Origin of the sequence: Brevundimonas sp. (assembly GCF_046295595.1) — a bacterium.
In the GTDB taxonomy this organism is placed as follows: domain Bacteria; phylum Pseudomonadota; class Alphaproteobacteria; order Caulobacterales; family Caulobacteraceae; genus Brevundimonas.
Map to the genome: position 1 here is coordinate 44,198 of NZ_JBKBMX010000005.1, position 20,270 is coordinate 64,467.

At 69.6% G+C, this 20,270-nt stretch carries 22 protein-coding genes; 13 read left to right on the forward strand and 9 right to left on the reverse strand.

Going from position 1 to position 20,270, the window contains the following annotated elements; all coding sequences use genetic code 11:
* Positions 1-8 precede the first annotated feature (8 nt).
* Positions 9-866 (forward strand): carboxylating nicotinate-nucleotide diphosphorylase, encoded by an 858-nt coding sequence (nadC, locus tag ACK4JY_RS04870; RefSeq protein ID WP_409603668.1) that lies wholly within the window; start codon positions 9-11, stop codon positions 864-866.
* Between the two features lie 67 nt (positions 867-933).
* Positions 934-1,131: a hypothetical protein gene (locus ACK4JY_RS04875; protein ID WP_409603369.1), complete on the forward strand. Its 198-nt coding sequence runs from the start codon at positions 934-936 to the stop codon at positions 1,129-1,131.
* Positions 1,132-1,298: 167 nt separating this feature from the next.
* Here the strand turns inward: ACK4JY_RS04875 and ACK4JY_RS04880 are convergent, their stop codons facing one another.
* A complete protein-coding gene (locus tag ACK4JY_RS04880; protein WP_409603371.1) occupies positions 1,299-2,405 on the reverse strand; it encodes a cell wall hydrolase in 1,107 nt (368 codons plus the stop codon).
* A 442-nt stretch (positions 2,406-2,847) separates the two neighbouring features.
* Between ACK4JY_RS04880 and ACK4JY_RS04885 the strand changes: the two genes are divergently transcribed.
* Positions 2,848-3,033 (forward strand): hypothetical protein, encoded by a 186-nt coding sequence (locus tag ACK4JY_RS04885; protein WP_409603373.1) that lies wholly within the window; start codon positions 2,848-2,850, stop codon positions 3,031-3,033.
* 159 nt (positions 3,034-3,192) lie between these two features.
* Positions 3,193-3,555: a DUF6481 family protein gene (locus ACK4JY_RS04890; RefSeq protein WP_409603375.1), complete on the forward strand. Its 363-nt coding sequence runs from the start codon at positions 3,193-3,195 to the stop codon at positions 3,553-3,555.
* A gap of 44 nt (positions 3,556-3,599) precedes the next feature.
* Here the strand turns inward: ACK4JY_RS04890 and ACK4JY_RS04895 are convergent, their stop codons facing one another.
* Positions 3,600-7,241 (reverse strand): PAS domain S-box protein, encoded by a 3,642-nt coding sequence (locus tag ACK4JY_RS04895; protein ID WP_409603377.1) that lies wholly within the window; start codon positions 7,239-7,241, stop codon positions 3,600-3,602.
* Between the two features lie 182 nt (positions 7,242-7,423).
* Here ACK4JY_RS04895 and ACK4JY_RS04900 point away from each other — a divergent pair, with 182 nt between their 5' ends.
* From ACK4JY_RS04900 to ACK4JY_RS04915, 4 genes are all read left to right on the forward strand, one after another.
* A complete protein-coding gene (locus tag ACK4JY_RS04900; RefSeq protein ID WP_409603378.1) occupies positions 7,424-7,903 on the forward strand; it encodes a Dps family protein in 480 nt (159 codons plus the stop codon).
* 93 nt (positions 7,904-7,996) lie between these two features.
* On the forward strand, positions 7,997-9,181 hold the full coding sequence (locus ACK4JY_RS04905) for a cell wall hydrolase (RefSeq protein ID WP_409603380.1): 1,185 nt from the start codon (positions 7,997-7,999) through the stop codon (positions 9,179-9,181).
* A gap of 109 nt (positions 9,182-9,290) precedes the next feature.
* The gene (locus tag ACK4JY_RS04910; protein ID WP_409603382.1) at positions 9,291-10,832 is read left to right on the forward strand and encodes a sensor histidine kinase; all 1,542 of its coding nucleotides are present in this window, start codon (positions 9,291-9,293) and stop codon (positions 10,830-10,832) included.
* An 80-nt stretch (positions 10,833-10,912) separates the two neighbouring features.
* On the forward strand, positions 10,913-11,320 hold the full coding sequence (locus tag ACK4JY_RS04915) for a response regulator (RefSeq protein ID WP_409603384.1): 408 nt from the start codon (positions 10,913-10,915) through the stop codon (positions 11,318-11,320).
* An 18-nt stretch (positions 11,321-11,338) separates the two neighbouring features.
* Here ACK4JY_RS04915 and trxB read toward each other — a convergent pair whose 3' ends face one another.
* Positions 11,339-12,349, reverse strand: coding sequence for a thioredoxin-disulfide reductase (gene trxB, locus ACK4JY_RS04920; protein WP_409603386.1), 1,011 nt, complete (start codon positions 12,347-12,349; stop codon positions 11,339-11,341).
* 79 nt (positions 12,350-12,428) lie between these two features.
* Between trxB and ACK4JY_RS04925 the strand changes: the two genes are divergently transcribed.
* Together ACK4JY_RS04925 and ACK4JY_RS04930 are read left to right on the forward strand one after the other, a co-directional pair.
* A complete protein-coding gene (locus ACK4JY_RS04925; protein WP_409603388.1) occupies positions 12,429-12,671 on the forward strand; it encodes a hypothetical protein in 243 nt (80 codons plus the stop codon).
* 115 nt (positions 12,672-12,786) lie between these two features.
* Positions 12,787-13,176, forward strand: coding sequence for an endonuclease domain-containing protein (locus ACK4JY_RS04930; RefSeq protein WP_409603390.1), 390 nt, complete (start codon positions 12,787-12,789; stop codon positions 13,174-13,176).
* Here ACK4JY_RS04930 and ACK4JY_RS04935 read toward each other — a convergent pair.
* From ACK4JY_RS04935 to ACK4JY_RS04955, 5 genes are all read right to left on the reverse strand, one after another.
* Entirely contained in the window at positions 13,173-14,180 is a 1,008-nt protein-coding gene (locus tag ACK4JY_RS04935; protein WP_409603391.1) for a mitochondrial fission ELM1 family protein, read from the reverse strand. The genes ACK4JY_RS04930 and ACK4JY_RS04935 overlap by 4 nt on opposite strands.
* Entirely contained in the window at positions 14,171-14,644 is a 474-nt protein-coding gene (gene greA / locus ACK4JY_RS04940) for a transcription elongation factor GreA (RefSeq protein WP_409603393.1), read from the reverse strand. Before greA ends, ACK4JY_RS04935 begins: the two co-directional genes overlap by 10 nt.
* A 136-nt stretch (positions 14,645-14,780) precedes the next feature.
* Positions 14,781-14,996, reverse strand: coding sequence for a hypothetical protein (locus tag ACK4JY_RS04945; protein WP_409603395.1), 216 nt, complete (start codon positions 14,994-14,996; stop codon positions 14,781-14,783).
* Positions 14,997-15,101: 105 nt separating this feature from the next.
* Complete coding sequence (locus ACK4JY_RS04950; protein WP_409603397.1) at positions 15,102-15,767, reverse strand: glutathione S-transferase family protein; 666 nt, start codon at positions 15,765-15,767, stop codon at positions 15,102-15,104.
* Positions 15,768-15,828: 61 nt separating this feature from the next.
* Complete coding sequence (locus tag ACK4JY_RS04955) at positions 15,829-16,041, reverse strand: cysteine protease (protein ID WP_409603399.1); 213 nt, start codon at positions 16,039-16,041, stop codon at positions 15,829-15,831.
* A gap of 104 nt (positions 16,042-16,145) precedes the next feature.
* Here ACK4JY_RS04955 and selD point away from each other — a divergent pair, with 104 nt between their 5' ends.
* Both selD and mnmH read left to right on the forward strand, forming a co-directional pair.
* Positions 16,146-17,192, forward strand: coding sequence for a selenide, water dikinase SelD (gene selD / locus ACK4JY_RS04960; protein ID WP_409603401.1), 1,047 nt, complete (start codon positions 16,146-16,148; stop codon positions 17,190-17,192).
* On the forward strand, positions 17,189-18,250 hold the full coding sequence (mnmH, locus tag ACK4JY_RS04965) for a tRNA 2-selenouridine(34) synthase MnmH (protein ID WP_409603403.1): 1,062 nt from the start codon (positions 17,189-17,191) through the stop codon (positions 18,248-18,250). The genes selD and mnmH overlap by 4 nt, the downstream gene beginning before the upstream one ends.
* Here mnmH and ACK4JY_RS04970 read toward each other — a convergent pair.
* Entirely contained in the window at positions 18,237-18,758 is a 522-nt protein-coding gene (locus ACK4JY_RS04970) for a hypothetical protein (protein ID WP_409603405.1), read from the reverse strand. The genes mnmH and ACK4JY_RS04970 overlap by 14 nt on opposite strands.
* A gap of 136 nt (positions 18,759-18,894) precedes the next feature.
* Here ACK4JY_RS04970 and ACK4JY_RS04975 point away from each other — a divergent pair, with 136 nt between their 5' ends.
* On the forward strand, positions 18,895-20,190 hold the full coding sequence (locus tag ACK4JY_RS04975; RefSeq protein ID WP_409603407.1) for a dicarboxylate/amino acid:cation symporter: 1,296 nt from the start codon (positions 18,895-18,897) through the stop codon (positions 20,188-20,190).
* The last annotated feature ends 80 nt before the right edge of the window (positions 20,191-20,270 follow it).

The window sequence follows — 20,270 nt, forward strand, 5'->3', positions numbered from 1 at the left end:
AGACGACCATGATCCGGCGACTGCCCGACCTGCTGATCGAACCGGTCGTGCGGATGGCCTTGGCCGAGGACCTCGGCCGCGCCGGGGACATCACCGCCCAGGCCTGCATCCCCGAAGGCGCGCGCATGCGGGCGGTGTTTGCGGCGCGTCAGCCCGGGGTTCTGGCCGGAGTCGACTGCGTCCGGCTCGCGCTCCTGGCCATGGACCCCACGGCCGCGATCGATCTCAAGGCCCACGACGGCGACGCCTTCGAGGCGGGCGCTGTGCTGGTCGAGGCCGAGGCGGACGCCCGCGCCTTCCTCGCCGCCGAACGGACGGCGCTGAACCTGCTGGGTCGGCTGTGCGGCGTCGCCACCCTGACCCGCGCCTATGTCGAGGCCGTCGGGGGGACGGCCGCGCGCATCGCCGACACCCGCAAGACAACCCCCGGCCTGCGCGCGCTGGAGAAGCACGCCGTGGCCTGCGGCGGCGGCGTCAATCACCGTTTCGGTCTGGATGACGCCATCCTGATCAAGGACAACCATGTCGCCGTCTGCGGCGGCGTCGGCGAGGCCATCCGCCGCGCCCGGGCCATGGCCGGCCATCTGGTCAGGATCGAGATCGAGGTCGACGGCCTCGATCAGCTGGACGAGGCCCTCGCCGAACGGCCAGACGTGATCATGCTCGACAACTTCTCCCTCGACGACCTGCGCGCCGCCGTTGCCCGGGCGGGCGCCTCATCTTTCGGTCGGCCGATTTTTGAGGCTTCGGGCGGGGTGAACCTCCAGACGGTGCGCGCCATCGCCGCGACCGGCGTGGACGTGATCTCCGTTGGCGCGCTGACCCATTCGGCCCCGTCGCTGGATGTCGGTCTGGACGCGCTCTGAAAGCGCGGCGGTAAGGAACGGCCGCCGCCGGGTCCCGTTTTCCTGAACACGCCCCAAGGAGCAGACCATGACCCAGGCCCCGAAAATCCCCGCTGAAGAACAGAGCGTCCCGGGCGAGAAGCCGGATGTCTCGGGCGATGCGCCGGATCGCCGCGACCGCCGAACCAACGTCCACGACGGCCAGCCGGGCGACGCCGACGTCAACACCGACCAACAGGGGCGGTTCGCCAACATCAAGCAGAACACCACCGCCCAGGCCCGTTAGGATGGCCGCGCAGTTGCGGACGCCCCGCGCCGTGGAGCCGGGAGATGACCCGCGTCCGCGCGATGGAAACCCGCGCGTAAACCGCTTTGGCCCGCTTCGGGGCGCGTTCCTGACCGAGTGGAAGGTTGACGAGCGTCACCGCTGAGGATGCCGACGTGGGTCTTGCCTCAGGCGGAGGGCGTGGCCTGTGCGGCCGGGGGCGCGGCGGGGGACGCGCTCGCCGGTTCCTTGATCTTCACGGCCGGCGTCGCGGGCGCCGCGGAAGGCGGGGGGGCAGCGGCCGGGACCGGCGTGTCGCCGCCTTCCTGGGCAAGCAGCAGATTATAGGCGATGGCGCCAGCGTCGCGCACGGCGCCGCCCGGGTCGAGGCTGGCCTGGATCAGGCGCGGCGCTTCGGCCTCGGTCGACGGACGGGCGGCGTAGCTGAACGCCGCGCCGGAGCCGGAGCGTCCGCCGAAGCGATAGAACAGGTGGTCCCCGACCTGGCTGACCCGCACCAGCGAGTGGCGCCAGCGCGGCGACACGCCGGTGGTGTGGAAATGGGTGGCGTTGCCGACGCTGGCGTAGACGCTGCCGGACAGGGCGCTGGACGCGATGTCGCGGGCCCGGTTCCAGGCGGCGCTGTTGACCGGGCCGCGCATCGACCCGTCGCAGGTGAAGCTGAACTGGCAGCCCGTACGCCGCCCGGCGCCCTGGAACACGACGCCGCAGACGCTGTTGGGGAAGGCCCGGTGACGAACGCGGTTCAGCACCACCTGGGCCACCGCCTTCATACCCTCGCGACCCTCGCCGCGGGCTTCGTAATAGGCCGCCTGGGTCAGGCATTCCAGATCGCGCGAGGCGTCCAGAGCGCCGCCGAGGCGGAAAGGCTGGGCGGCGAGGGGGCCGGTCAGGCTGACACGGCGCAGGCTGTTTTCCGGCGACTGGGCCCGGAGTTGCTCGAGACGGGCGGTCAGCAGTTCGGCCTGACGGTCGCGCTGGGCGGAACCGGCCACGGTGTAGGGGTCGTGCCGGCGGGCGATGGTCAGGGCGCTTTCGTCCAGACCGCCCGCGGCGGCGGCCAGCGCCTCTTCGGTGAAGCCGGCGGCGGTGGCGCTTTCGATTCGCTCGGCCTGGGCCCGCACCGTCGTCGCCTTGGCCGCGGCGCCGCCCAGATAGGCGCAACCGATCGCCAGACCCACCATCGCGCCGAAGGTCGCCGCCGCCGCGCCCGGCCGGATTCTGGCCTTGCGTTCGGCAGGAGACGTCGCACGCGAATGCGAGGGTTTGGACAAAGGCTCAATCCTGTACAGCAGGGCGCAGCGCCGCCCCCGGGTAGTCTCGCGGCGGGGGCGACGCTTCGGTCGCGGCCCGGCTGCGGTAGAACAACGATCAGCGAACAGGCTGGCTCGTCGGGACGCGCCTTAAGCCAGCCATTTATGGCGTCATTGTGGTTGATTCGCAAGATTCATGTGCGCTGAAACATACGCGGGTCACGCTCTGGTATCCCCCAGCTGTTCACGCGTCGCGAATGGATGATCTACCAAGTGAGTGAGTCTGATACTGTATTTTGTGACCCAAGCTCAACATAGCGCGGTTTCCAAGGACCCATTGGTGATTGCCGGCCATGGGAACTATTGTCATCGTTTCGCCTCCGTCGGAGGCGTCATCTTGAGCCGCTGTCGCCGGAACACCTTGGCCGTGGCGGCGTTTGGGCTCGATATCCAGGAGCTTCCCATGAAACGCACTGCCTTGATCCTCGCTTCAGCCGTCGCCGCCGCCAGCGTTGCCGCGTGCGGCCACACCATTGAACAGAAGGCCGCAACCGGGGCCATCGCCGGCGCGGTGGTGGCCGGACCGGTCGGGGCCGCCGTGGGGGGCGCGGCCGGCGCCGCGGTCGGTCAGGCCGAGAAGCCGAACTGACACAGTGTAAGATCGATTGCGGGGCGGAGGCTGTTCTCCGCCTCGCAACCTTGATTTTCACCCCCATATGGGCTTAGCCCACCCGGCGTTGGCTGAGCGTCGCTCGCCCTGCGCGTTCGCGCACCTGACAAATCATCAAGGACATCGACGACCGCTCGCATGAGAGATCTGAAACAAACCGGCTTCAACGACCGCATCACCGCCCAGCAGGACGCCAAGAAGGCTCTGCTGGCCCGCTTCAAGCCCAAGCCCGCCGCGCCCGACCCCGAGTTCGAAAAGCTGCAGGAGAAGCGCGCCGCCGAGAAAGAGGCCCTGCGCCAGCAGCGCGAACTCGAGAAGGCCGAGGTCCGTCGCCAGAAGGCCGAGGCCGAGGCGGCCCGTCTGGCCGCAGACCACGAGGCTCTTGAGGCCGTCGAGGCCGAGAAGCGCGCCGCCCGCAAGGAGCGCAAACAGCTTTCCAAGGAAGAACAGAAGGCGGCCCGCGACCAGCGCTACGCCGCTCGCAAGGCGCGGCAGCGCTAGGTCGACGTCAGGGCGCGTCGCCGCATGCCGGGGGCGCGCCGATGTCAGGCGGTCCCGTCCTCGCTATCGCCCAACACCGCCGCCAGTTGCTGGCCCGAATAGGGCTTGCGAATGAACGGCCATGGCGCGTCCGCCAGCGCCGCGTCGACATCGTCTCCCGCATAGCCCGACGTCAGCACGATGCGCATGTCCGGCCACACGCGAGCGCATTCACGCGCCAGTTCGATGCCGGTCATGCCGCCCGGCATGACGACATCCGACAGCATGATGTCGAACCGCTCCTCGTTCAGCAGTTCCAGGGCGTGCGGCCCGTTCTCGGCCGCTCGAACTTCCAGTCCCAGACCCTCCAGCAGTTCCTGGGCGACGGCCGCCACGCCGGGATCGTCCTCGACCAGCAACAGCCGGCGGCCGGCCGCCACGGTGCGCAGTTCCGCGGCAGGCGTGGAGGGCAGGACGCCCTCCGTTTCCGCCAGCGGCGGGAGATAGAGACGGATTTCCGTGCCGCGACCGACGGTCGAGGTCACCCTCACGCCGCCGCCGCTCTGCCGCGCGAATCCATACACCTGGCTCAGCCCCAGCCCCGTCCCCTTGCCGACCGGCTTGGTCGTGAAGAAGGGCTCGAAGACGCGTTCGATAACCTCGGGCGCCATCCCTGAGCCGTTGTCGGACACGATGACGCAGACGTAATCGCCCGCCGGAAGCTCGGCGATCTCGCTCGGCGCCACCGGGCAGGTCAGGGTCTGGATGCTGAGTTTGCCCCGGTCGCCGAGGGCGTCGCGGGCGTTGACGACCAGATTCAGCAGGGCGGCTTCAAACTGGGCCGGATCGACGCTGACCCGCGCTCCGCCGCGTCGCAGCTTCAGCTTGAAGTCGATGGCCTCGCCCAGCGCCCGGCGTAGCAAGGGCTCGCTTTCGCGGATCAGCTCATTCAGGTCGGTGGGCTCCGGCCGCAGCGCCTGGCGCCGTGAGAAGGCCAGAAGCTGGTGCGTCAGGCGCTCACCTCGCCGCGCCGCCGACAACGCCGCCTCGCCCAGCTTCTTCTGGCGCGCGGCGTTGTCGGGGGCCCTCAGCATCATGTCGAGCGCGCCGATCACCACCGTCAGCAGATTGTTGAAATCATGCGCCACCCCGCCGGTCAGACGTCCGACGGCCTCCATCCGCTGGGCATGCATCAGGTCGGCCTCGGCCTTGGCCTTCTCGGCCAACGCCTCGCCGACCCGCTCTTCGAGCAGCTCGTTGATCCGCTTCAGGTCGTCCTCGGCCCGCTTGGCCTCGGTGACGTCGATATTGGCCCCGACATAGCCCTGGAACCGACCGTCGCCGTCGAAGCGCGGCACGCCTTCGCAGCGCAGCCAGCGCAGACCCAGCACCGGGTGGTTCACCCGAAGTAGCCCCTCGACCCGGTCACGGACCTTGAAGGCCCGTCTGTAGTCGGCCTCGAATTTCGCCAGATCTTCGCTGTGAACCAGCCGCCGCCAGCCGTAGCCCAAGGCGTCCTCAGCCCCGAGACCGAAGAAGGTTCGGTAGCGGCGGTTCGCGAAGGTGATGACGCTGTCGACATCGCTCATCCAGATCAGCGCCGGTGCGCTGTCGGCGACAGTGCGGAAGCGGGTCTCGGATTCCAGCAGGCGCGCCTGTGCCTCGCGAATGTCCGTGACGTCGAAGGCGACGCCGACAAAGCCGATGACATCGCCATCGGCTCCGAACCGGGGCCGGGAGAAGGACTTCAGCCACCGGTATTCACCGTCATGGCGGCGGTAGCGCGCCTCCATTGAGAAAGGCTGGCGGTTGGCTTCGCCGGCAAGGGAGTCCTCGAGGACGCGATCCTGATCGTCGGGATGGATGATGGCGCGCCAGTCCAGAAGCCGGGCATCTTCATATGAGCCGCCGCTGTAGGCGACATAGGCCTGGTTCACGAACGCCCGGCTGCGATCCTGTTGCGTCACCCAGATGAACACCGGCGCCGTGTCGGCGATGGCGCGAAACCGCTCTTCGCTTTCGCGGACTTCGGCCTCGGCGCGCGTCCGTTCGATTTCGGCCCATGTCCGGCCGGCGACCTCCTGAAGCAGCTCCAGTTCGTCGTCCGTCCACTCCCGGACCCGGGAGTCGTGCACATAGAGGAAGGCGCGCAGGCGTCCGCCGCGGATCAGGGGCGCCCGCATCAGGGAGCGAGTTTGCAACCGCTCCAGCAGTTCGACCGCGTCCTGGGTGCGGGGGTCCCGCCGGACATCGGCGATGCGGACCGGCCGGCCCTCAGAAAGGTCCGAGATCAACTCCGCCCCGAGATCCTCCAGCGAGAAGAGTCCCTGGGCGCTGACCACATCGGCCGTCCAGTCGCGGCTCATCGACACCTGCTGGCGGTCCTGGTCGACCTCGCCGTACCCGACCCTCTGGGCCTGCAGTTCGGTTCCGAGGGCGCGCTCCACCGCGGTCATGACCGCGTCCGGCGAGGTCAGGTCGCGGAGGGAATCAGCCAGCGCGAGCAGGAACGACTGACGCCGCTCCTGCCGCGCGATCAGCTCGATCGCCTCGTGCGTATCGGTGACGTCGAATGACATGCCGACGTAGCCCCTGAAGGTTCCGTCCGCATCGAAGCGGGGATTCACCGCGACGCGCATCCAGCGCCACAGGCCATCCGCCCGCCGGAAACGCGCCTCGAAGGCGTAGGGCAGGTGGTCGGGGCGGCGTTCCGCCTGAACCGCGTTCACCCCCTCGACGTCGTCCGGGTGGATGGCCTCGCGCCAGATGTGGCCCAGAATGTCGTTCGCCGGACGTCCGTAGAAGGCGATTAGGGCGGCGTTGACGAACTCGACCTCTCCCCCGGCGTTGGTCAGCCACACCGGCGAGGGCGCCGTGTCCGCCATCAGACGGAAGCGGGCCTCGCTTTCGCGCAGGGCCGCCTCGGCCGAGCGGGCGTCGGTGACGTCGACATTGACGCCGATCATGCCGCGATAACGCCCGTCCGGGTCGATCCGCGGACGCGCTTCGGTGTGCAGGATTCTCCAAACCCCATCGGCGCGCCGGAAGCGGGCTTCCACCTCGAACGGCGCGGCGCGCCCGGCGGCCTCCCGGGTGCCGGCCGCGACCCGTTCCTGATCCTCCTCGTGAATATAGGCGGCGAAGTCGAACGTACCGTCTATGTCCGCCACGCCCCAGAAGCGCTTGAGCGCCGCGTTGAGGTGGACGCAGCGTCCCTGTTCGTCGCTCATCCACAGCATCACCGGGGCCTGCTCGCTGATCAGGGACAGGCGGCGCTCGCTGTCGGTAGCCCGGTCGGCGGACAGGCGCAGGGCCTCGATCGACGCGTCCAGCCGTCCGAGAACCTTGCGCAGGGCGGCGGCGACGAGGGTGCAGAACAGTCCGACCACGATGAAGTTCGTCGTCGCTACAACGCCCAGTCGGTTGCTCACCCCCGCGCCCATGGAGCCGGAACCGACCAGCGCCCAGCCGCCGAACAGGCAGACGGCGACTGCCACCACCCCCGCAATGCGTCCACCGGCCAGCGCCGCGACGATGACGGCTGGCAACAGGATCATGAATCCGGTGACGTCGGCGTAGAAGGCCGCCAAGGCCATCCGAAGCAGCAGCATGACCGCCGCGCAGCCGATCCCGATCAGCACCGAGGCCCACCAAGGCCTGGAGCGCACCCGCGCCAGGCGCGTCAGGCCCGCTTCTATGTCAAACACTCGCCGAAACACCCCGACCGCGCCCATTCAGCCCCCGCTCGCGCGCACGCGATCTGCGGCAACGTATCGGTCGCCCTTGCGTTCCGGCAAGCTTGGCTTTTGTTGGACTGCTTCGGTTCCGGCTTGCACGTAGGCCGGTCGTGCTTACCTCCAGTGACGACCTTACAACACCAGGAGCCAGCATGAACGCCAAGATCGACACCGGCCTTTCGAAGGCCGACCGCACGGATGTCGCGCAGGAGCTGACCAAGGTCCTGGCCGACAGCTTCGCCGTCTACCTCAAGACGCATGGCTATCACTGGAACGTCCGCGGGCCGGAGTTCTTCAGCTTCCACAATCTGCTGGAGCAGCAGTACCGCGACATCTGGGCGGCGCTGGACGATATCGCGGAACGGGTCCGCGCCCTCGGCGTCCTCGCGCCCCAGAGCTATTCGGCCTTCGGCAACCTGACCGCCATCAAAGACGGCGACCCGGAGAAGGACGCCCAGGCCATGCTCAAGGAGCTGATGCAGGACCACGAGACCCTGATCGCCACCGCCCGCAAGGCCTTCGAGGCCGCGGACGCCGCCGGCGACGAAGCTTCTGCGGATCTGATGACCCAGCGCCTCGCCGCGCATGAAAAATTCGCCTGGATGCTGCGTTCCACCCTCGGCGAGCGTTGAGTCTTGACCGAGCGGTGGTTTTCCGCCTGAAAACCGCCTCGCTTGAAGCGTATCGCAAACGGTCCGGCGTCCTCGCCGGAGCCGGGAGTTCGAATGGTCAGGTCTGACTGGACATCGCTGCTGAAGACCAGCCGCCGGTTCGCCGCCGCGGCGCCCGCCGCGCTGGCCGCCATCGGCGTGGCCATGGCCGCCAGTTCGACCGTTCGCCCGGAGATCGACCGCCGCGCCGAGACCGTGCGTCAGCTGACCGACGGCGACCGGGGCGCCAAGGGTCTCGCCGCCATCACCGCCCGCATGACGCCGTCGCAGATCGCCGTCGCCCTGCGTCACGATCCGGGCGAGCGCCGCGCCGCCCTGTACGGCCTGACCCCCGGCTGGGAGACCCTGTCCCTCGGCGGCAAGCCGTCGCTCGACTTCGGCGCCTCGGGCCTCGATGCGCACAAGCTGAACGCCGCCATGCCCGCCTCGGGCCTGCTGCGCCCCGCTCAGCCGTTCCCGTTCAAGCCGGCCACGGCCGAAGACCGCCGCCGCGCCGTCCGCTGCCTGACCCAGGCCATCTATTACGAGGCGGCGCTCGAGCCAACTGAAGGCCAGGAGGCGGTGGCCCAGGTCATCCTCAACCGGGTCCGCGATCCCAACTACGCCAACACCGTTTGCGGCGTGGTCTATGAAGGCGCCGAGCGCGTCACCGGCTGCCAGTTCAGCTTCACCTGCGACGGTTCGCTGGCCCAGGGCCCCGTCGCTTGGGCCTGGACCCGGGCCGCCCGTGTCGCCGAGCAGGCCTTGGGCGGCTATGTCGCCACGAAGGTCGGGACCGCCACCCATTACCACGCCGACTACGTCCACCCATGGTGGGCCCCGACGTTGAACAAGCTGACCCAGATCGGGGCGCACATCTTCTATCGCTGGAAGGGCGTGTACGGCGAGCCGGCGGCCTTCCGTCAGGCCTATGCCGGTCGCGAGCCGCGCATCGACGAGGCGCGCTTCGCCCGTCCCCGCATCGATCTCGCCTCGGCGGCCGAGGCCGAGGCCGCCCTCTCCGAGGCGGCCGCCGGCGGCGACGCCGCCATGCGGACGGTGGAAATCGACGGCCAGACCCGCGTCGTCGGCGTGGTCTCCCTCGGCGGACGTCAGCAGCCGACCCGCGACCAGATCGCCGAGATCAACCAGCGTCTGGCCGACTTCGAGGAACCGGCCAGGCCCGCGCCCGCCCCGTCGGCCGCCACGCCCGGCGTGACCGTCCTGGACGTCGAGGAAGTCGGCCGGCCCGCCTCCTGACAATCCCCCTCAGCCTTCCTAATAGTCCCTTACTGCAACGCCCGGGCGCGCTTCGCATTAGTCAAGCTGGCGGCGTTTCGGTGTCGGGGCGCACAATCATGGACCCTCGATGACGACCTGGACTGAGGACGATCGGCTCAAGGCGCTGCGAGCCTACGATATCCTCGACACCGGTCGCGAGGCCGACTTCGACGATGTGACGGCGCTGATCGCCCGCCTCTGCGACGCGCCCATCGCGGTGATCACCCTGGTGGACGCCGATCGCCAGTGGTTCAAGTCAGAGGTCGGCCTGGGCGTCAGTGAAACGCCGCTGGAAACCTCTTTCTGCCGCCATGTCCTGCTGGAGTCGGACCGCCTCGTGGTGCCGGACGCCACCGCCGACGCCCGCTTCGCCTGCAATCCGCTGGTCACCGGGACGGAAGGGCTGCGCTTCTATGCCGGGGTCGTGCTCAGGACCGAGGAGGGCCTGCCGCTCGGCACCCTGTGCGTGCTCGACACCAAACCCCGGCCCGAAGGTCTGACCGCCCTGCAGACCCAGGCGCTGGAGGTGTTGGCGCGTCAGGTCATGGGGATGCTCAACCTGCGCCGCGCCCTCGCCGCCGGCCGTCGCGGCGACGCCGAACTGCAGCGCGCCATGGACGCACTCGCCGAGAGCGAAACGCGGTTCCGCGCCATCGCAGAGTCCATGCCGCAGATGGTCTGGTCAACCCAGCCGGACGGCTTCCACGATTACTACAACGCCCGCTGGTACGAGTTCACCGGCGTTCCGGCCGGCTCGACCGACGGAGAGGGCTGGAACGGCATGTTCCATCCCGAGGATCAGGAGCGGGCCTTCGGGGTCTGGCGCCAGAGCCTCGAGACGGGCCAGCCCTATGAGATCGAATACCGTTTGCGCCGCCATGACGGCGTCTACCGCTGGACCCTCGGGCGCGCGCGCCCGATCCGCAACGAGGCGGGGGAGATCACCCGCTGGTTCGGCACCTGCACCGACATTGACGATCTGAAGCGGTCGGATCAGGCCAAGGAGTTGCTGAGCCAGGAACTCAGCCACCGGATCAAGAACATTTTCGCCGTGGTCTCGGCCCTGATCGCCCTGTCGGCGCGTCAGCACCCCGAGGCCAAGGCCTTCGCCGCGGCGGTGCGCACCCGCATCAACGCCCTGGCGCGGGCGCATGAGTTCGTCCGCCCTCACACGGAGACCTCGCAGCCGACCGTCGGCTCGATGACGCTGCACGCCTTCCTCGCCGATCTGTTCAAGGCCTACAGCGACCCGAACGGCGCCCCGCGCATCGTTGTCAGCGGCGACGACGCCACCTTCGACGACCAGGCCGCGACCTCGGTCGCCCTGCTGTTCCATGAGCTGGCGACCAATGCGTCAAAGTACGGCGCCTTGTCGCAGGAGGGGGGGCGGGTGACGCTTCAGACCCGCCGTCTGGGCGACCGTTTTGTCCTGACCTGGACGGAAACCGGCGGGCCGTTCCTCGATGGACCGCCGACGCATGTCGGCTTCGGCTCGTCTCTGGCCAGCCTCTCGGTTGAGGGCCAGCTCGGCGGTCGGCTGGAACGAAATTGGGAGTTGTCCGGTTTGCAGGTCATAGCGGACCTCCCCGCCACCGCCCTGTCCCGCCGCCGCGCGGCGTTAAATGGCTGATGACGGAACCGCTGGTACGACTGCACGCTAACCCTGCATCGCCACTGTACGGCGGCGAACATTTGAACTGACTGATCCTGATGACCGCGCGTATCCTGATCATCGAAGACGAAGCCCTCGTGGCGATGGAACTCCGCTTCGTCCTCGAGGATCTCGGCCATCAGGTGGTGGGGACGGTCGCAGACGCCGCTACGGCGCGCGCCGTAGCGCGGGAGACCGAGGTCGATCTGGCGTTGGTCGACATCCACCTCTCCGACGGTCCTACGGGCGTCGCCTTGGCCCGCGAGCTGGGTGAGGAACTCGGCGTCTCGGTTCTGTTCATGACGGCCAACCCCGGCATGGTTCGCGGCGGCGTGGCGGGCGCCATCGGCGTGCTGTGCAAGCCGACAGACGAGGCCGCGGTCCAGAAGTGCGTCGGCTATGCGCTCGGCCGCCGCGCCGGCGCGCCGGTGCTATACGCCCCGCCCGAGTTGCAGCTGTTCGCCTGAGCCGACGGCGTCACCGTCTCACCAGACGCCGATCTTCTCCGCTTCCTTGTGCGAGATCGGATGGCCCTCGGCCTTGTGGTCCTGCTCGGACAGGTAACGCACCGCCTCCAGCGCCGCCATACAGCCCATGCCCGCCGCGGTGACCGCCTGGCGATAGATGTCGTCGGTCACATCCCCCGCCGCCCAGACGCCCTCGATGGCCGTCGCCGCCGTACCCGGTTTGACCACCAGATAGCCGCCCTGCTTGGTTTCCAGCTGGCCGGCGAACAGCTCGGATGACGGGGCGTGGCCGATGGCGATGAACACGCCGTCGGCGGCGAGGTCGCAGGTCTCGCCGGTCTTGACGTTCTTCAGCCGCGCTCCGGTGACATTGACGCCGCCGAAGCTGTTGGTCTCGCCGAGGATCTCATCGATGGCCGAGTCCCAGACCACCTCGACCTTGGGGTTGGAGAACAGCCGGTCCTGCAGGATGCGCTCGGCCCGGAACTCGTCGCGGCGGTGCACCACCGTCACCTTCGAGGCGAAATTGGTCAGGAACAGCGCCTCCTCAACCGCGGTGTTGCCGCCGCCGACGACGATGACGTCCTTGCCGCGATAGAAGAAGCCGTCGCAGGTGGCGCAGGCCGACACGCCGAAGCCCTGATACTTGGCCTCGCTCTCGATCCCCAGCCATTTGGCCTGGGCGCCGGTCGAGATGATCACCGTCTCGGCCAGCAGTTCGGTCCCCGAGTCCAGCGTCAGCCGGAACGGCCGCTGGGACAGGTCGGCCTTGACCACGACGTCCTCGATGATCTCGGTGCCGACATGCTCGGCCTGGGCGCGCATCTGCTCCATCAGCCACGGGCCCTGGATCACATCGGCGAAGCCGGGATAGTTCTCGACGTCGGTGGTGATGGTCAGCTGGCCGCCCGGCTGCAGGCCGGCGATGACGACGGGGTTCAGCAGGGCGCGGGCGGCGTAGATGGCGGCGGTCCAGCCGGCGGGGCCGGAGCCGATGATGGCGACGCGAACGGTTCGGGGAGTGCTCATGGCGTCTATTTAGGCGCTGATTCCGCTTCGCGCGATGCTAGGCTGTGATCCATTCACAGCCATGCGACGGAGAAGACTCATGGAGGGTCGCAGCTTTATGGGCGTCGGCAGTGCCCTCGGCCTGGCCATCGGCGCCGGTCTGGGTGTGGCGATGGGCAATCTGGCTGTCGGGATCGGCGTCGGGATGGGCGTCGGCGTGGCCATCGGCCTGACCATGGACGCCCGCAAGAAAGGCCGCAAAGGGGACGCCGGCGACGGATCTGGCGGCAGCGATCATCGTCATGATTACGACGGTGGCTCGGACGGCGGCGGCGGCGACTAAGAATCTCCCTCCCCCTCGGGGGAGGGTGGTCGACGCGCAGCGCCGACCGGGTGGGGGCGGCCGCTTGCACTGAACTCTGCAACGCGCAATCTATAGGTGCGTAGGAGACCCGCTTATGCCCGTCGTCGCCAAGGCTCGCGCCATGCGCAAGACGATGAGCCCTCCAGAGGCTCGCCTCTGGGTAGCGCTGCGACGCCTGCGGGCGCGCGGCTTTCACTTCCGTCGTCAACACCCGATGCTGGGCTTCTACCCTGACTTCATCTGCCTCGACCGGCGACTGATCGTCGAGGTCGACGGGTCCGGTCACGACTGGCGGGTTGAGCAAGACCGACGCCGGGATGCCGCTTTCGCGCGCGAGGGGTTCACCACGCTTCGCTATGACAACGCAGCGATCCGCGACAACCTTGATGGCGTGCTGGCCGGGATCGTCGCGCAGCTCGAAGCCGCCGCCCCCACCCGGCCGCTGCGCGGCCACCCTCCCCGGGACGGGGAGGGAGACAGTTAGGGCGCCGCCGGACGCCCCATCCGCTCCAGCACCACCCGCGCGGCCCGCTCCGTCTCGGTCAGCGGAGCATAGGTCCACCCCGCCAGCGTCCCGTCGAAAGGCCGCGCCGCGCCGCGTTCGCGCAGGTCGGCGTGCAGTCGGGCGAATTTCCCGCCGGACTTCAGCGGGACCATCGGCAGGATATGCACCGGCTTCCCGGTCGAGGCCGCCTCGGCCGCCATATTGGCGCTGTCCTCGGTGACCAGCACATGGTCGGCGAAGTGCAGGAAGGCGAAATAGGGGTTCGGCCCGGTCCCGTCCCAGATAGTCCCGGGCAGGCCGGATAGCCGCGCCGTCATCACCTGTTTCGCCGCATCGGGCGTCCGCCGCGAAAAGGTCAGCATCAATGACCCGCCCGCCGCGGCCACCGCGTCCGCGATCCGGTCGGCCAGTTCTGCGGCATGGCCCTCGGGCAGGTCGAACGAGGCCGACCGCCCGCCGACCAGCACCGTCACGCGCGGGCGGGGGAGGGGCTTCAGCACGCCCTCGAACGCCGCCGCGCCCTCGGCCAGGCGCGCCGCCGTCACCCGGTGAGGCGAGCCGGTGATCGACAGCACATTGGGGCCGGAGAGTGCGTCATGGGCCGGGACCACGACCAGATTGTAGACGTCCCGCTTCCAGCGCGGATCCTGGGTCTGGACGACGAAGGCGCGGTCGCCGGACCGGCGCCGCGCCGCCGCTGACAGGGGCAGGGTCGCCCGGCCCGCGGCGATCCACAGGTCCGGCCAGGGCTCGCCGGGCCCGGGCGTGGCGGGATCGGACGACGGGTCCAGCATCCACGTCGCCTTCAGGGCCGACGGCAGTCTGTCGAAGGCCTTGCGCCAGCGGATGCGCTTGACGGTGATCACGGACGGAAAAAGGCGCTGGACGGCTTCCGCCAGACCCAGCGCCTGATTTTCGATGCCGGCCCGGCCGTCGGAAACGACCCAGACCGTGAGCGGGGGCCTGTCGGTCCCTATTTCCACTCGACCTTGAGGATTTCGTAGGCCTTCACGCCGCCGGGTGTGTTGACCTCGACCACGTCGCCGACCTCCTTGGAGATCATCGAACGCGCGATCGGCGAAGAGACGGAAATCTTGCCCGCCCGGACGTCGGCCTCATGCTCGCCGACGATCTGGTAGCGGCCCTCTTCCTCGGTGTCCTCGTCCACCACCGTGACCGTAGCGCCGAATTTCACCTGGTCGCCGCTCAGCTTGGAGACGTCGATAACCTGGGCGCGGCTGATCTTGTCCTCGATGTCGGCGATCTGGCCTTCGATCCAGCCTTGCCGTTCCTTCGCCGCGTGATACTCGGCGTTTTCGGACAGGTCGCCGTGTTCGCGCGCCTCCGAAATGGCCGCGATTACGCTTGGCCTCTCGACCGACTTCAATTGCTTCAACTGATCGTCGAGGGCGCGGTAGCCCTCGGCCGTCATCGGCACTTTTTCCATATGTCGTGAGTTTCTTGGTTTGCCCGACTGACAGACTTACTCGGCACAGAGGTCGCTGGGCGCACGCGACCGGCCCAAGAGGGTAGGGCGCCCTGCGCCCGGGTTCAAGGGGCAAGGCGTCCGGTGGATCGTGGGCTTACGCGGCGGGCTTCCGCCGACGCGCCCGGATTCCCTGAATATCGCCCCACAGTTTGACCCGTTTGACCATGCTCCAGGCCAGCCAGGCCACGGCGGCGAGACCCACGGCCATGAACAGGCTGGAGATCAGAAACACGCCTGCCGCCATGAAGGCGAGGACGAAGGCGACGGCCGCGATCAGGGCGGCGATGACTTGAATGGTTCTCAGGCGCATGGACTGTTAACGGTTGGCGCGCGCCGGAGTTGCCGCCCTGCGCCGCCGCCACGCCCGCCGACGCCCGACTGTGGCTTCGGCGCCAATGCCCGGATGCCGCGACGCTCAGGCGTAGCTGTACGGCCCGCCCCGCTCCAGCGCCCGTTGCCAGGCCGGCCGGGCGTGAATCCGCTGCAGAAAGGCCTTCAGCTTCGGCTTGTCGGCGCCATAGCCGACGCGGCTCCCCGCCGCCTCGACCGGGAAGCTCATCATGATGTCGGCGGCCGAGAACGTGTCGCCCGCGAACCATTCGGACCGGGCCAGTTCGGCCTCCCAGTATGCGGTATGCGCCTTCAGTTGCGGCGCGATCAGGCCGTCCTCGACCTTGCGGGCGATGCCCTTGGCCACCGGCCGCGCCAGCAGCGGCGCCCGCTTCGGGATCTGGCTGAAGATCAGCTTCAGCAGCAGCGGCGTCATCGCCGAGCCCTCCGCATAGTGCAGCCAGTAGGTGTAGCGACGGCCGGCAGGGGTGTTCGGGGCTGGGCGCAGGCCCGAGCCGGGGTGCGCCTCCAGCAGATATTCGATGATCGCCCCGGTCTCGGCCACCCGCACCGCGCCGTCATCCAGCACCGGCGACTTGCCCAGCGGGTGGATCGCCTTCAGCTCCGGCGGTGCCAGCATGGTCTTGGCGTCGCGCTGATACCGCGTCACCTCATACGGCAGCCCCAGCTCCTCCAGCAGCCACAGCACACGCTGGGATCGGGAATCGTTCAGATGGTGGACGGTGATCATGGCGGGCCCCTGCTCAAGCCCGCCATTCAACGGCAAATACCGCGTTTCGCAACTGCGAAGATCAGCGGCGGCGTCCGCTCCAGCGCTGGCGTGGATGGCTCTGGCTCTGTTCCTGACGCGGCGGAACCCCGGCGCGCTCGTCCTGCCGCTTGCGCCACAGCTCGTAGGCGAGGGTCGCCAGCGCCAGCTTGCCGGCGTGCCGGCCGGCCACGCGACGTCCGCCCCGGCTGAGCAGCAGGCCGCCGATCAGGGTGGCGAGTTTGGGCATGGGCATGAGGCGGTCTCCTTCAGCCCGACAAAACGCGGCCGGGGCCCGACCGTTCAATCGCGCCACGCCGCCTGTTGAGTTCGCCCGCGGTTTCGCCCAGACCTGCCTTCATGACCCCGATCGAGCCGCGCCTGACCTCCCTCGCCCACGGCGGCGGGTGCGGCTGCAAGCTGGCCCCCGCCGTGCTGCGCGACATCCTCCGGGACATGCCGCTGGCCGGGCCCTTCGCCGATCTGATGGTCGGGACCGAGACCAGCGACGACGCCGCCGTCTGGCGTTTGAACGACCAGCAGGCCCTCGTCGCCACCACCGACTTCTTCATGCCGGTGGTCGACGATCCGTTCGACTTCGGCCGCATCGCCGCGACCAACGCCCTGTCCGACGTCTACGCCATGGGGGCGATGCCGATCTTCGCCCTCGCCCTCGTCGGCATGCCGGTCAGCGTCCTGTCCACCGGGACCATCGGCCGCATCCTGCAGGGCGGGGCCGCGGTCTGCGCGGCGGCGGGCGTCCCGGTGGCCGGCGGCCATTCGATCGACAGCGTCGAGCCGATCTACGGCCTCGTCGCCCTCGGCCTGGTCCATCCCGATCATGTCCTGACCAATCGCGGCGCCCGGGCCGGCGACGTCCTGATCCTGACCAAGCCGCTCGGCGTCGGCGTGCTCAGCGCGGCCTTCAAGCAAGAGCGGCTGGACCCGGGCGGCTACGCCGCCCTGATCGCCTCGACCACCCGGCTCAACACTCTCGGCGCCCGGCTGGCCGGCCGTGACGGCGTCCACGCCGTCACCGACGTCACCGGCTTCGGCCTGCTCGGCCATGCGCTGGAGATGGCGCGCGGCTCCGGCCTCGCCGTCGAACTGACCGCCCAGCCGCCGCTGCTACAGGGCGTCGAGGCCCTCGCCGCCGCCGGTGTCCGCACCGGCGCCTCGGGCCGCAACCGCGACAGCTATGGCGCGTCCATCGACCTGCCGGCCGGCCTGCCCGACTGGCGTATCGACCTGCTCGCCGATCCCCAGACGTCCGGCGGCCTGCTGATCGCCGTGGCCGCCGGCGAAGCGGATGCCCTGCTTGACCTCGCCCGCGCCGACGGCTTCGACCGCGCCGCCGTCGTCGGCCATGTGGTCGAAGGCCCGCCCCGGGTCCGCGTCCTCGCATGATCCGCCGCAGCGTCGATCTGTCGCCCGCCGCCCGCGACGGCTTCGACGCCCTGATCGACGTGCGCAGCCCGGCCGAGTTCGCCCTCGACCACATCCCCGGCGCGATCAACCTGCCGGTCCTCGACGACGCCCAGCGCGCCGCGGTCGGGACCGAATATGACCAGGGCTCCAAATTCCTCGCCCGCCGCCACGGCGCCGCCCTCGTCGCCCGCAACATCGCCGCGCATCTGGAAGTCGCCCTCGGCGACCGCGACGGCTCGTTCCAGCCGCTGGTCTACTGCTGGCGCGGCGGCCAGCGCTCGGGGGCGATGGTCACGGTCATGGACCAGGTCGGCTGGCCCGTGACCCTGCTTGAGGGCGGCTACCAGACCTGGCGGCGTCAGGTGAAGGCGGCCGTCTATGACGCGCCCGTCTCGCACCGGCTGGTCCTGCTTGACGGCCCGACAGGCGCCGGCAAGACGGCCCTGCTCGGCGCCGTGGCCGCGCGCGGCGTCCAGACCCTCGACCTTGAGGCCCTCGCCGCCCACCGCGGCTCCCTCTTCGGGGCCATGCCCGGCGGCCAGCCGTCGCAGAAGGCCTTCGAAAGCCGCCTGCACGACGCCCTGTCCCGCCTCGACCCCGCCCGTCCCGTGCTGGTCGAGGCCGAGAGCTCGAAGATCGGCGCCCGCGTCGTCCCGCCGTCTCTGTGGACCGCCATGGCCGCCGCCCCGGTCATCCGCCTCGACTCCCCGGTCGCGGTCCGCGCCGCCCGCACCGTGCGCGACTACGCCGCCATCGCCGCCGACCCGTCGGCGCTCGACGCCGCCCTGACCCGCCTGCCGCGCCACATCGGCAAGCAGATGGTGGCGGAGTGGCGCGCCCTCGCCGCCGCCGGTGAGATCGGCGCCCTCGCCGCCGAACTGATCGTCCACCACTACGATCCGGCCTACCGGCGGCAGGCTCAGGGCCGGGACCGTCCTGAACGGGCGGTGATCGACCTCGGATCGCTCGACGCCGCTGCCCTGCAGCGGGCCGCGGAGCAGGTCGCGGCCGCCCTCGGCGACCTCAGCGCGGCATGATCATGTCCACCCCGACCACGGCGCTGACGGCGACCGAGGCGACCAGCCAGGTCAACACCAGCGTCTTCCACCCGACCTTCAGCCGCACCGTCCCGACCGCCAGCAGGGCGATCAGCGCCCCGGTGACCAGCACCGGCAGGGTCCACATCCCCCAGCCCAGCCACTCGCTGATCCGCGCCTCGTCATTGGCGTGGAACAGGCTGATCGCCGTGGCCATGAAACGCATGAAGGCGGCCCAGAACAGAAACACCCAGGCCGCCGCGCTGGCCCGCGCCTGCACCAGCCACAAGGCGATCAGGGCCTGAAGCAGGGTCACCGCCGGCCCGGCCGCCGAGATGATCATTTGATCCACCGTGCTGGCCGTCCCGCGCGCGCCGGCGCTGTTCAGCCCGAAATACGCCTCGTGCCCCAGCAGCACCGCCGCCAGCCAGTGGCCGCCCTCGTGCACGGCGAAGGTCACGAACCCCGCCACGAACACCAGTCCGTAGAAGCCCAAGCCCGTCCTCATCCGTCGCATCCGCCCCTCCCGAGACCTTCCCACGGCTCAGCTTGCGATGCGTCCGGCGCGCGGTCGAGTTAACGATCGTTCACGGCGACGCACGCGATGGATGGCCAAACCGGTCGGCGGCGCCTAGCTTTGTCCGATGGCCGCTTCCCGACTCCGTTCCGCCCTGATGTCCCTCAGCCTGTGGGTGCTCATCGCCCTGCTCGCCGGCCTGTTCGCCGGGGCCGCCGCCCAGGCCTGGGGCCTGCCCGGCGGCTCCGGGACCGCCGACCTGATCGGCGCGATCGGGACCCTGTGGCTCAACGCCCTGAAGATGACCATCATTCCGCTGGTCTTCAGCCTGCTGGTCACCGGCATCGCCTCGATCGCCGACGCGGCCGCCACCGGCCGGCTGGCGCTCAAGGCCTTGATGGTGTTCGCCATCCTGCTGGTCAGCGCCACGGTCTACGCCCTCTTCGCCTCCGAGGCCCTGCATCTGTTGTGGCCGATCGATCCGGCCGGCGCCGCCGTCCTGCTGGCCGGAGCGCCGGACGCCGCGGTGGTCCTGGACAGTGCGGAAGGCGGGGGCGTCGCCGCCTTCCTCGCCAATCTCGCGCCGGCCAACCCCGTTCGCGCCGCCGCCGACGACGCCATCCTCGGCATCGTGGTCTTCGCCATCGCCTTCGGTTTCGCCGTCACCCGCCTCGGTCCCAGCCGCCGGGCGCCGCTGGTCGGCTTCTTCGAGGCCGTGTCCGAGACCATGATCATCATCGTCCACTGGGTGCTGCTGGCCGCCCCGATCGGCGTCTTCGCCCTGTCGATGGGCGTCGGTCTGAACGCCGGCCTCGGCGCCCTGGGCACCCTCGGCCACTACGTCGCCATGGTGGTGCTGGCCCAGGTCGGCCTGATCCTGCTGATCTACGCCGTGGCTGCGCCCTGGGGCCGGATCAGCCTCGCCCGGTTCGCTCGCGGCATCATCCCCGCCCAGGTGGTGGCCTTCTCGACCCAGTCGTCTCTCGCCAGCCTGCCGGCCATGGTCGAACAGGCCCGCACCACCCTCGGCGTCTCGACCGCCACGGCGGGCCTTGTCCTGCCGCTGGCGGTGGCGGTGTTCCGCATCACCAGCCCGGTCGCCAACCTCGCCGTGGTCATCTACGTCGCCCATCTGCACGGCGTCGACCTGACCCCCGCCGCCTGGATCGCCGGCGGCCTGACGGCCATCGCCATCTCCATCGGCTCGGTCGGCCTGCCGGGCCAGGTCAGCTTCTTCGTCTCCATCGCCCCGATCTGCCTCGCCATGGGCGTGCCGATCCAAGTCCTGCCCCTGCTGCTGGCGGTCGAGGTCATCCCCGACATCTTCCGCACCATCGGCAATGTCACCGGCGACCTCGCCGCGGCGCGGATCGTCGAGGGCCGCGACGCCGTCGCCGAGCCCGACCCGGCCGCGGGGATCTAGCGAACGGTGGCGGGCAGCCGGCCGTCATCGCCGGTTTGCATAGCGGCTCTAGGACGAATGCCGGATCGCCGTTTTCCCGG

Coding starts and splice junctions, on each gene's coding strand:
- nadC (WP_409603668.1), top strand. CDS start 9: ATGATCCGGCGACTGCCCGACCTGCTGATCGAACCGGTCGTGCGGATG.
- ACK4JY_RS04875 (WP_409603369.1), top strand. CDS start 934: ATGACCCAGGCCCCGAAAATCCCCGCTGAAGAACAGAGCGTCCCGGGC.
- ACK4JY_RS04885 (WP_409603373.1), top strand. CDS start 2,848: ATGAAACGCACTGCCTTGATCCTCGCTTCAGCCGTCGCCGCCGCCAGC.
- ACK4JY_RS04890 (WP_409603375.1), top strand. CDS start 3,193: ATGAGAGATCTGAAACAAACCGGCTTCAACGACCGCATCACCGCCCAG.
- ACK4JY_RS04900 (WP_409603378.1), top strand. CDS start 7,424: ATGAACGCCAAGATCGACACCGGCCTTTCGAAGGCCGACCGCACGGAT.
- ACK4JY_RS04905 (WP_409603380.1), top strand. CDS start 7,997: ATGGTCAGGTCTGACTGGACATCGCTGCTGAAGACCAGCCGCCGGTTC.
- ACK4JY_RS04910 (WP_409603382.1), top strand. CDS start 9,291: ATGACGACCTGGACTGAGGACGATCGGCTCAAGGCGCTGCGAGCCTAC.
- ACK4JY_RS04915 (WP_409603384.1), top strand. CDS start 10,913: ATGACCGCGCGTATCCTGATCATCGAAGACGAAGCCCTCGTGGCGATG.
- trxB (WP_409603386.1), bottom strand. CDS start 12,349: ATGAGCACTCCCCGAACCGTTCGCGTCGCCATCATCGGCTCCGGCCCC.
- ACK4JY_RS04925 (WP_409603388.1), top strand. CDS start 12,429: ATGGAGGGTCGCAGCTTTATGGGCGTCGGCAGTGCCCTCGGCCTGGCC.
- ACK4JY_RS04930 (WP_409603390.1), top strand. CDS start 12,787: ATGCCCGTCGTCGCCAAGGCTCGCGCCATGCGCAAGACGATGAGCCCT.
- greA (WP_409603393.1), bottom strand. CDS start 14,644: ATGGAAAAAGTGCCGATGACGGCCGAGGGCTACCGCGCCCTCGACGAT.
- ACK4JY_RS04945 (WP_409603395.1), bottom strand. CDS start 14,996: ATGCGCCTGAGAACCATTCAAGTCATCGCCGCCCTGATCGCGGCCGTC.
- ACK4JY_RS04950 (WP_409603397.1), bottom strand. CDS start 15,767: ATGATCACCGTCCACCATCTGAACGATTCCCGATCCCAGCGTGTGCTG.
- ACK4JY_RS04955 (WP_409603399.1), bottom strand. CDS start 16,041: ATGCCCATGCCCAAACTCGCCACCCTGATCGGCGGCCTGCTGCTCAGC.
- selD (WP_409603401.1), top strand. CDS start 16,146: ATGACCCCGATCGAGCCGCGCCTGACCTCCCTCGCCCACGGCGGCGGG.
- mnmH (WP_409603403.1), top strand. CDS start 17,189: ATGATCCGCCGCAGCGTCGATCTGTCGCCCGCCGCCCGCGACGGCTTC.
- ACK4JY_RS04970 (WP_409603405.1), bottom strand. CDS start 18,758: ATGAGGACGGGCTTGGGCTTCTACGGACTGGTGTTCGTGGCGGGGTTC.
- ACK4JY_RS04975 (WP_409603407.1), top strand. CDS start 18,895: ATGGCCGCTTCCCGACTCCGTTCCGCCCTGATGTCCCTCAGCCTGTGG.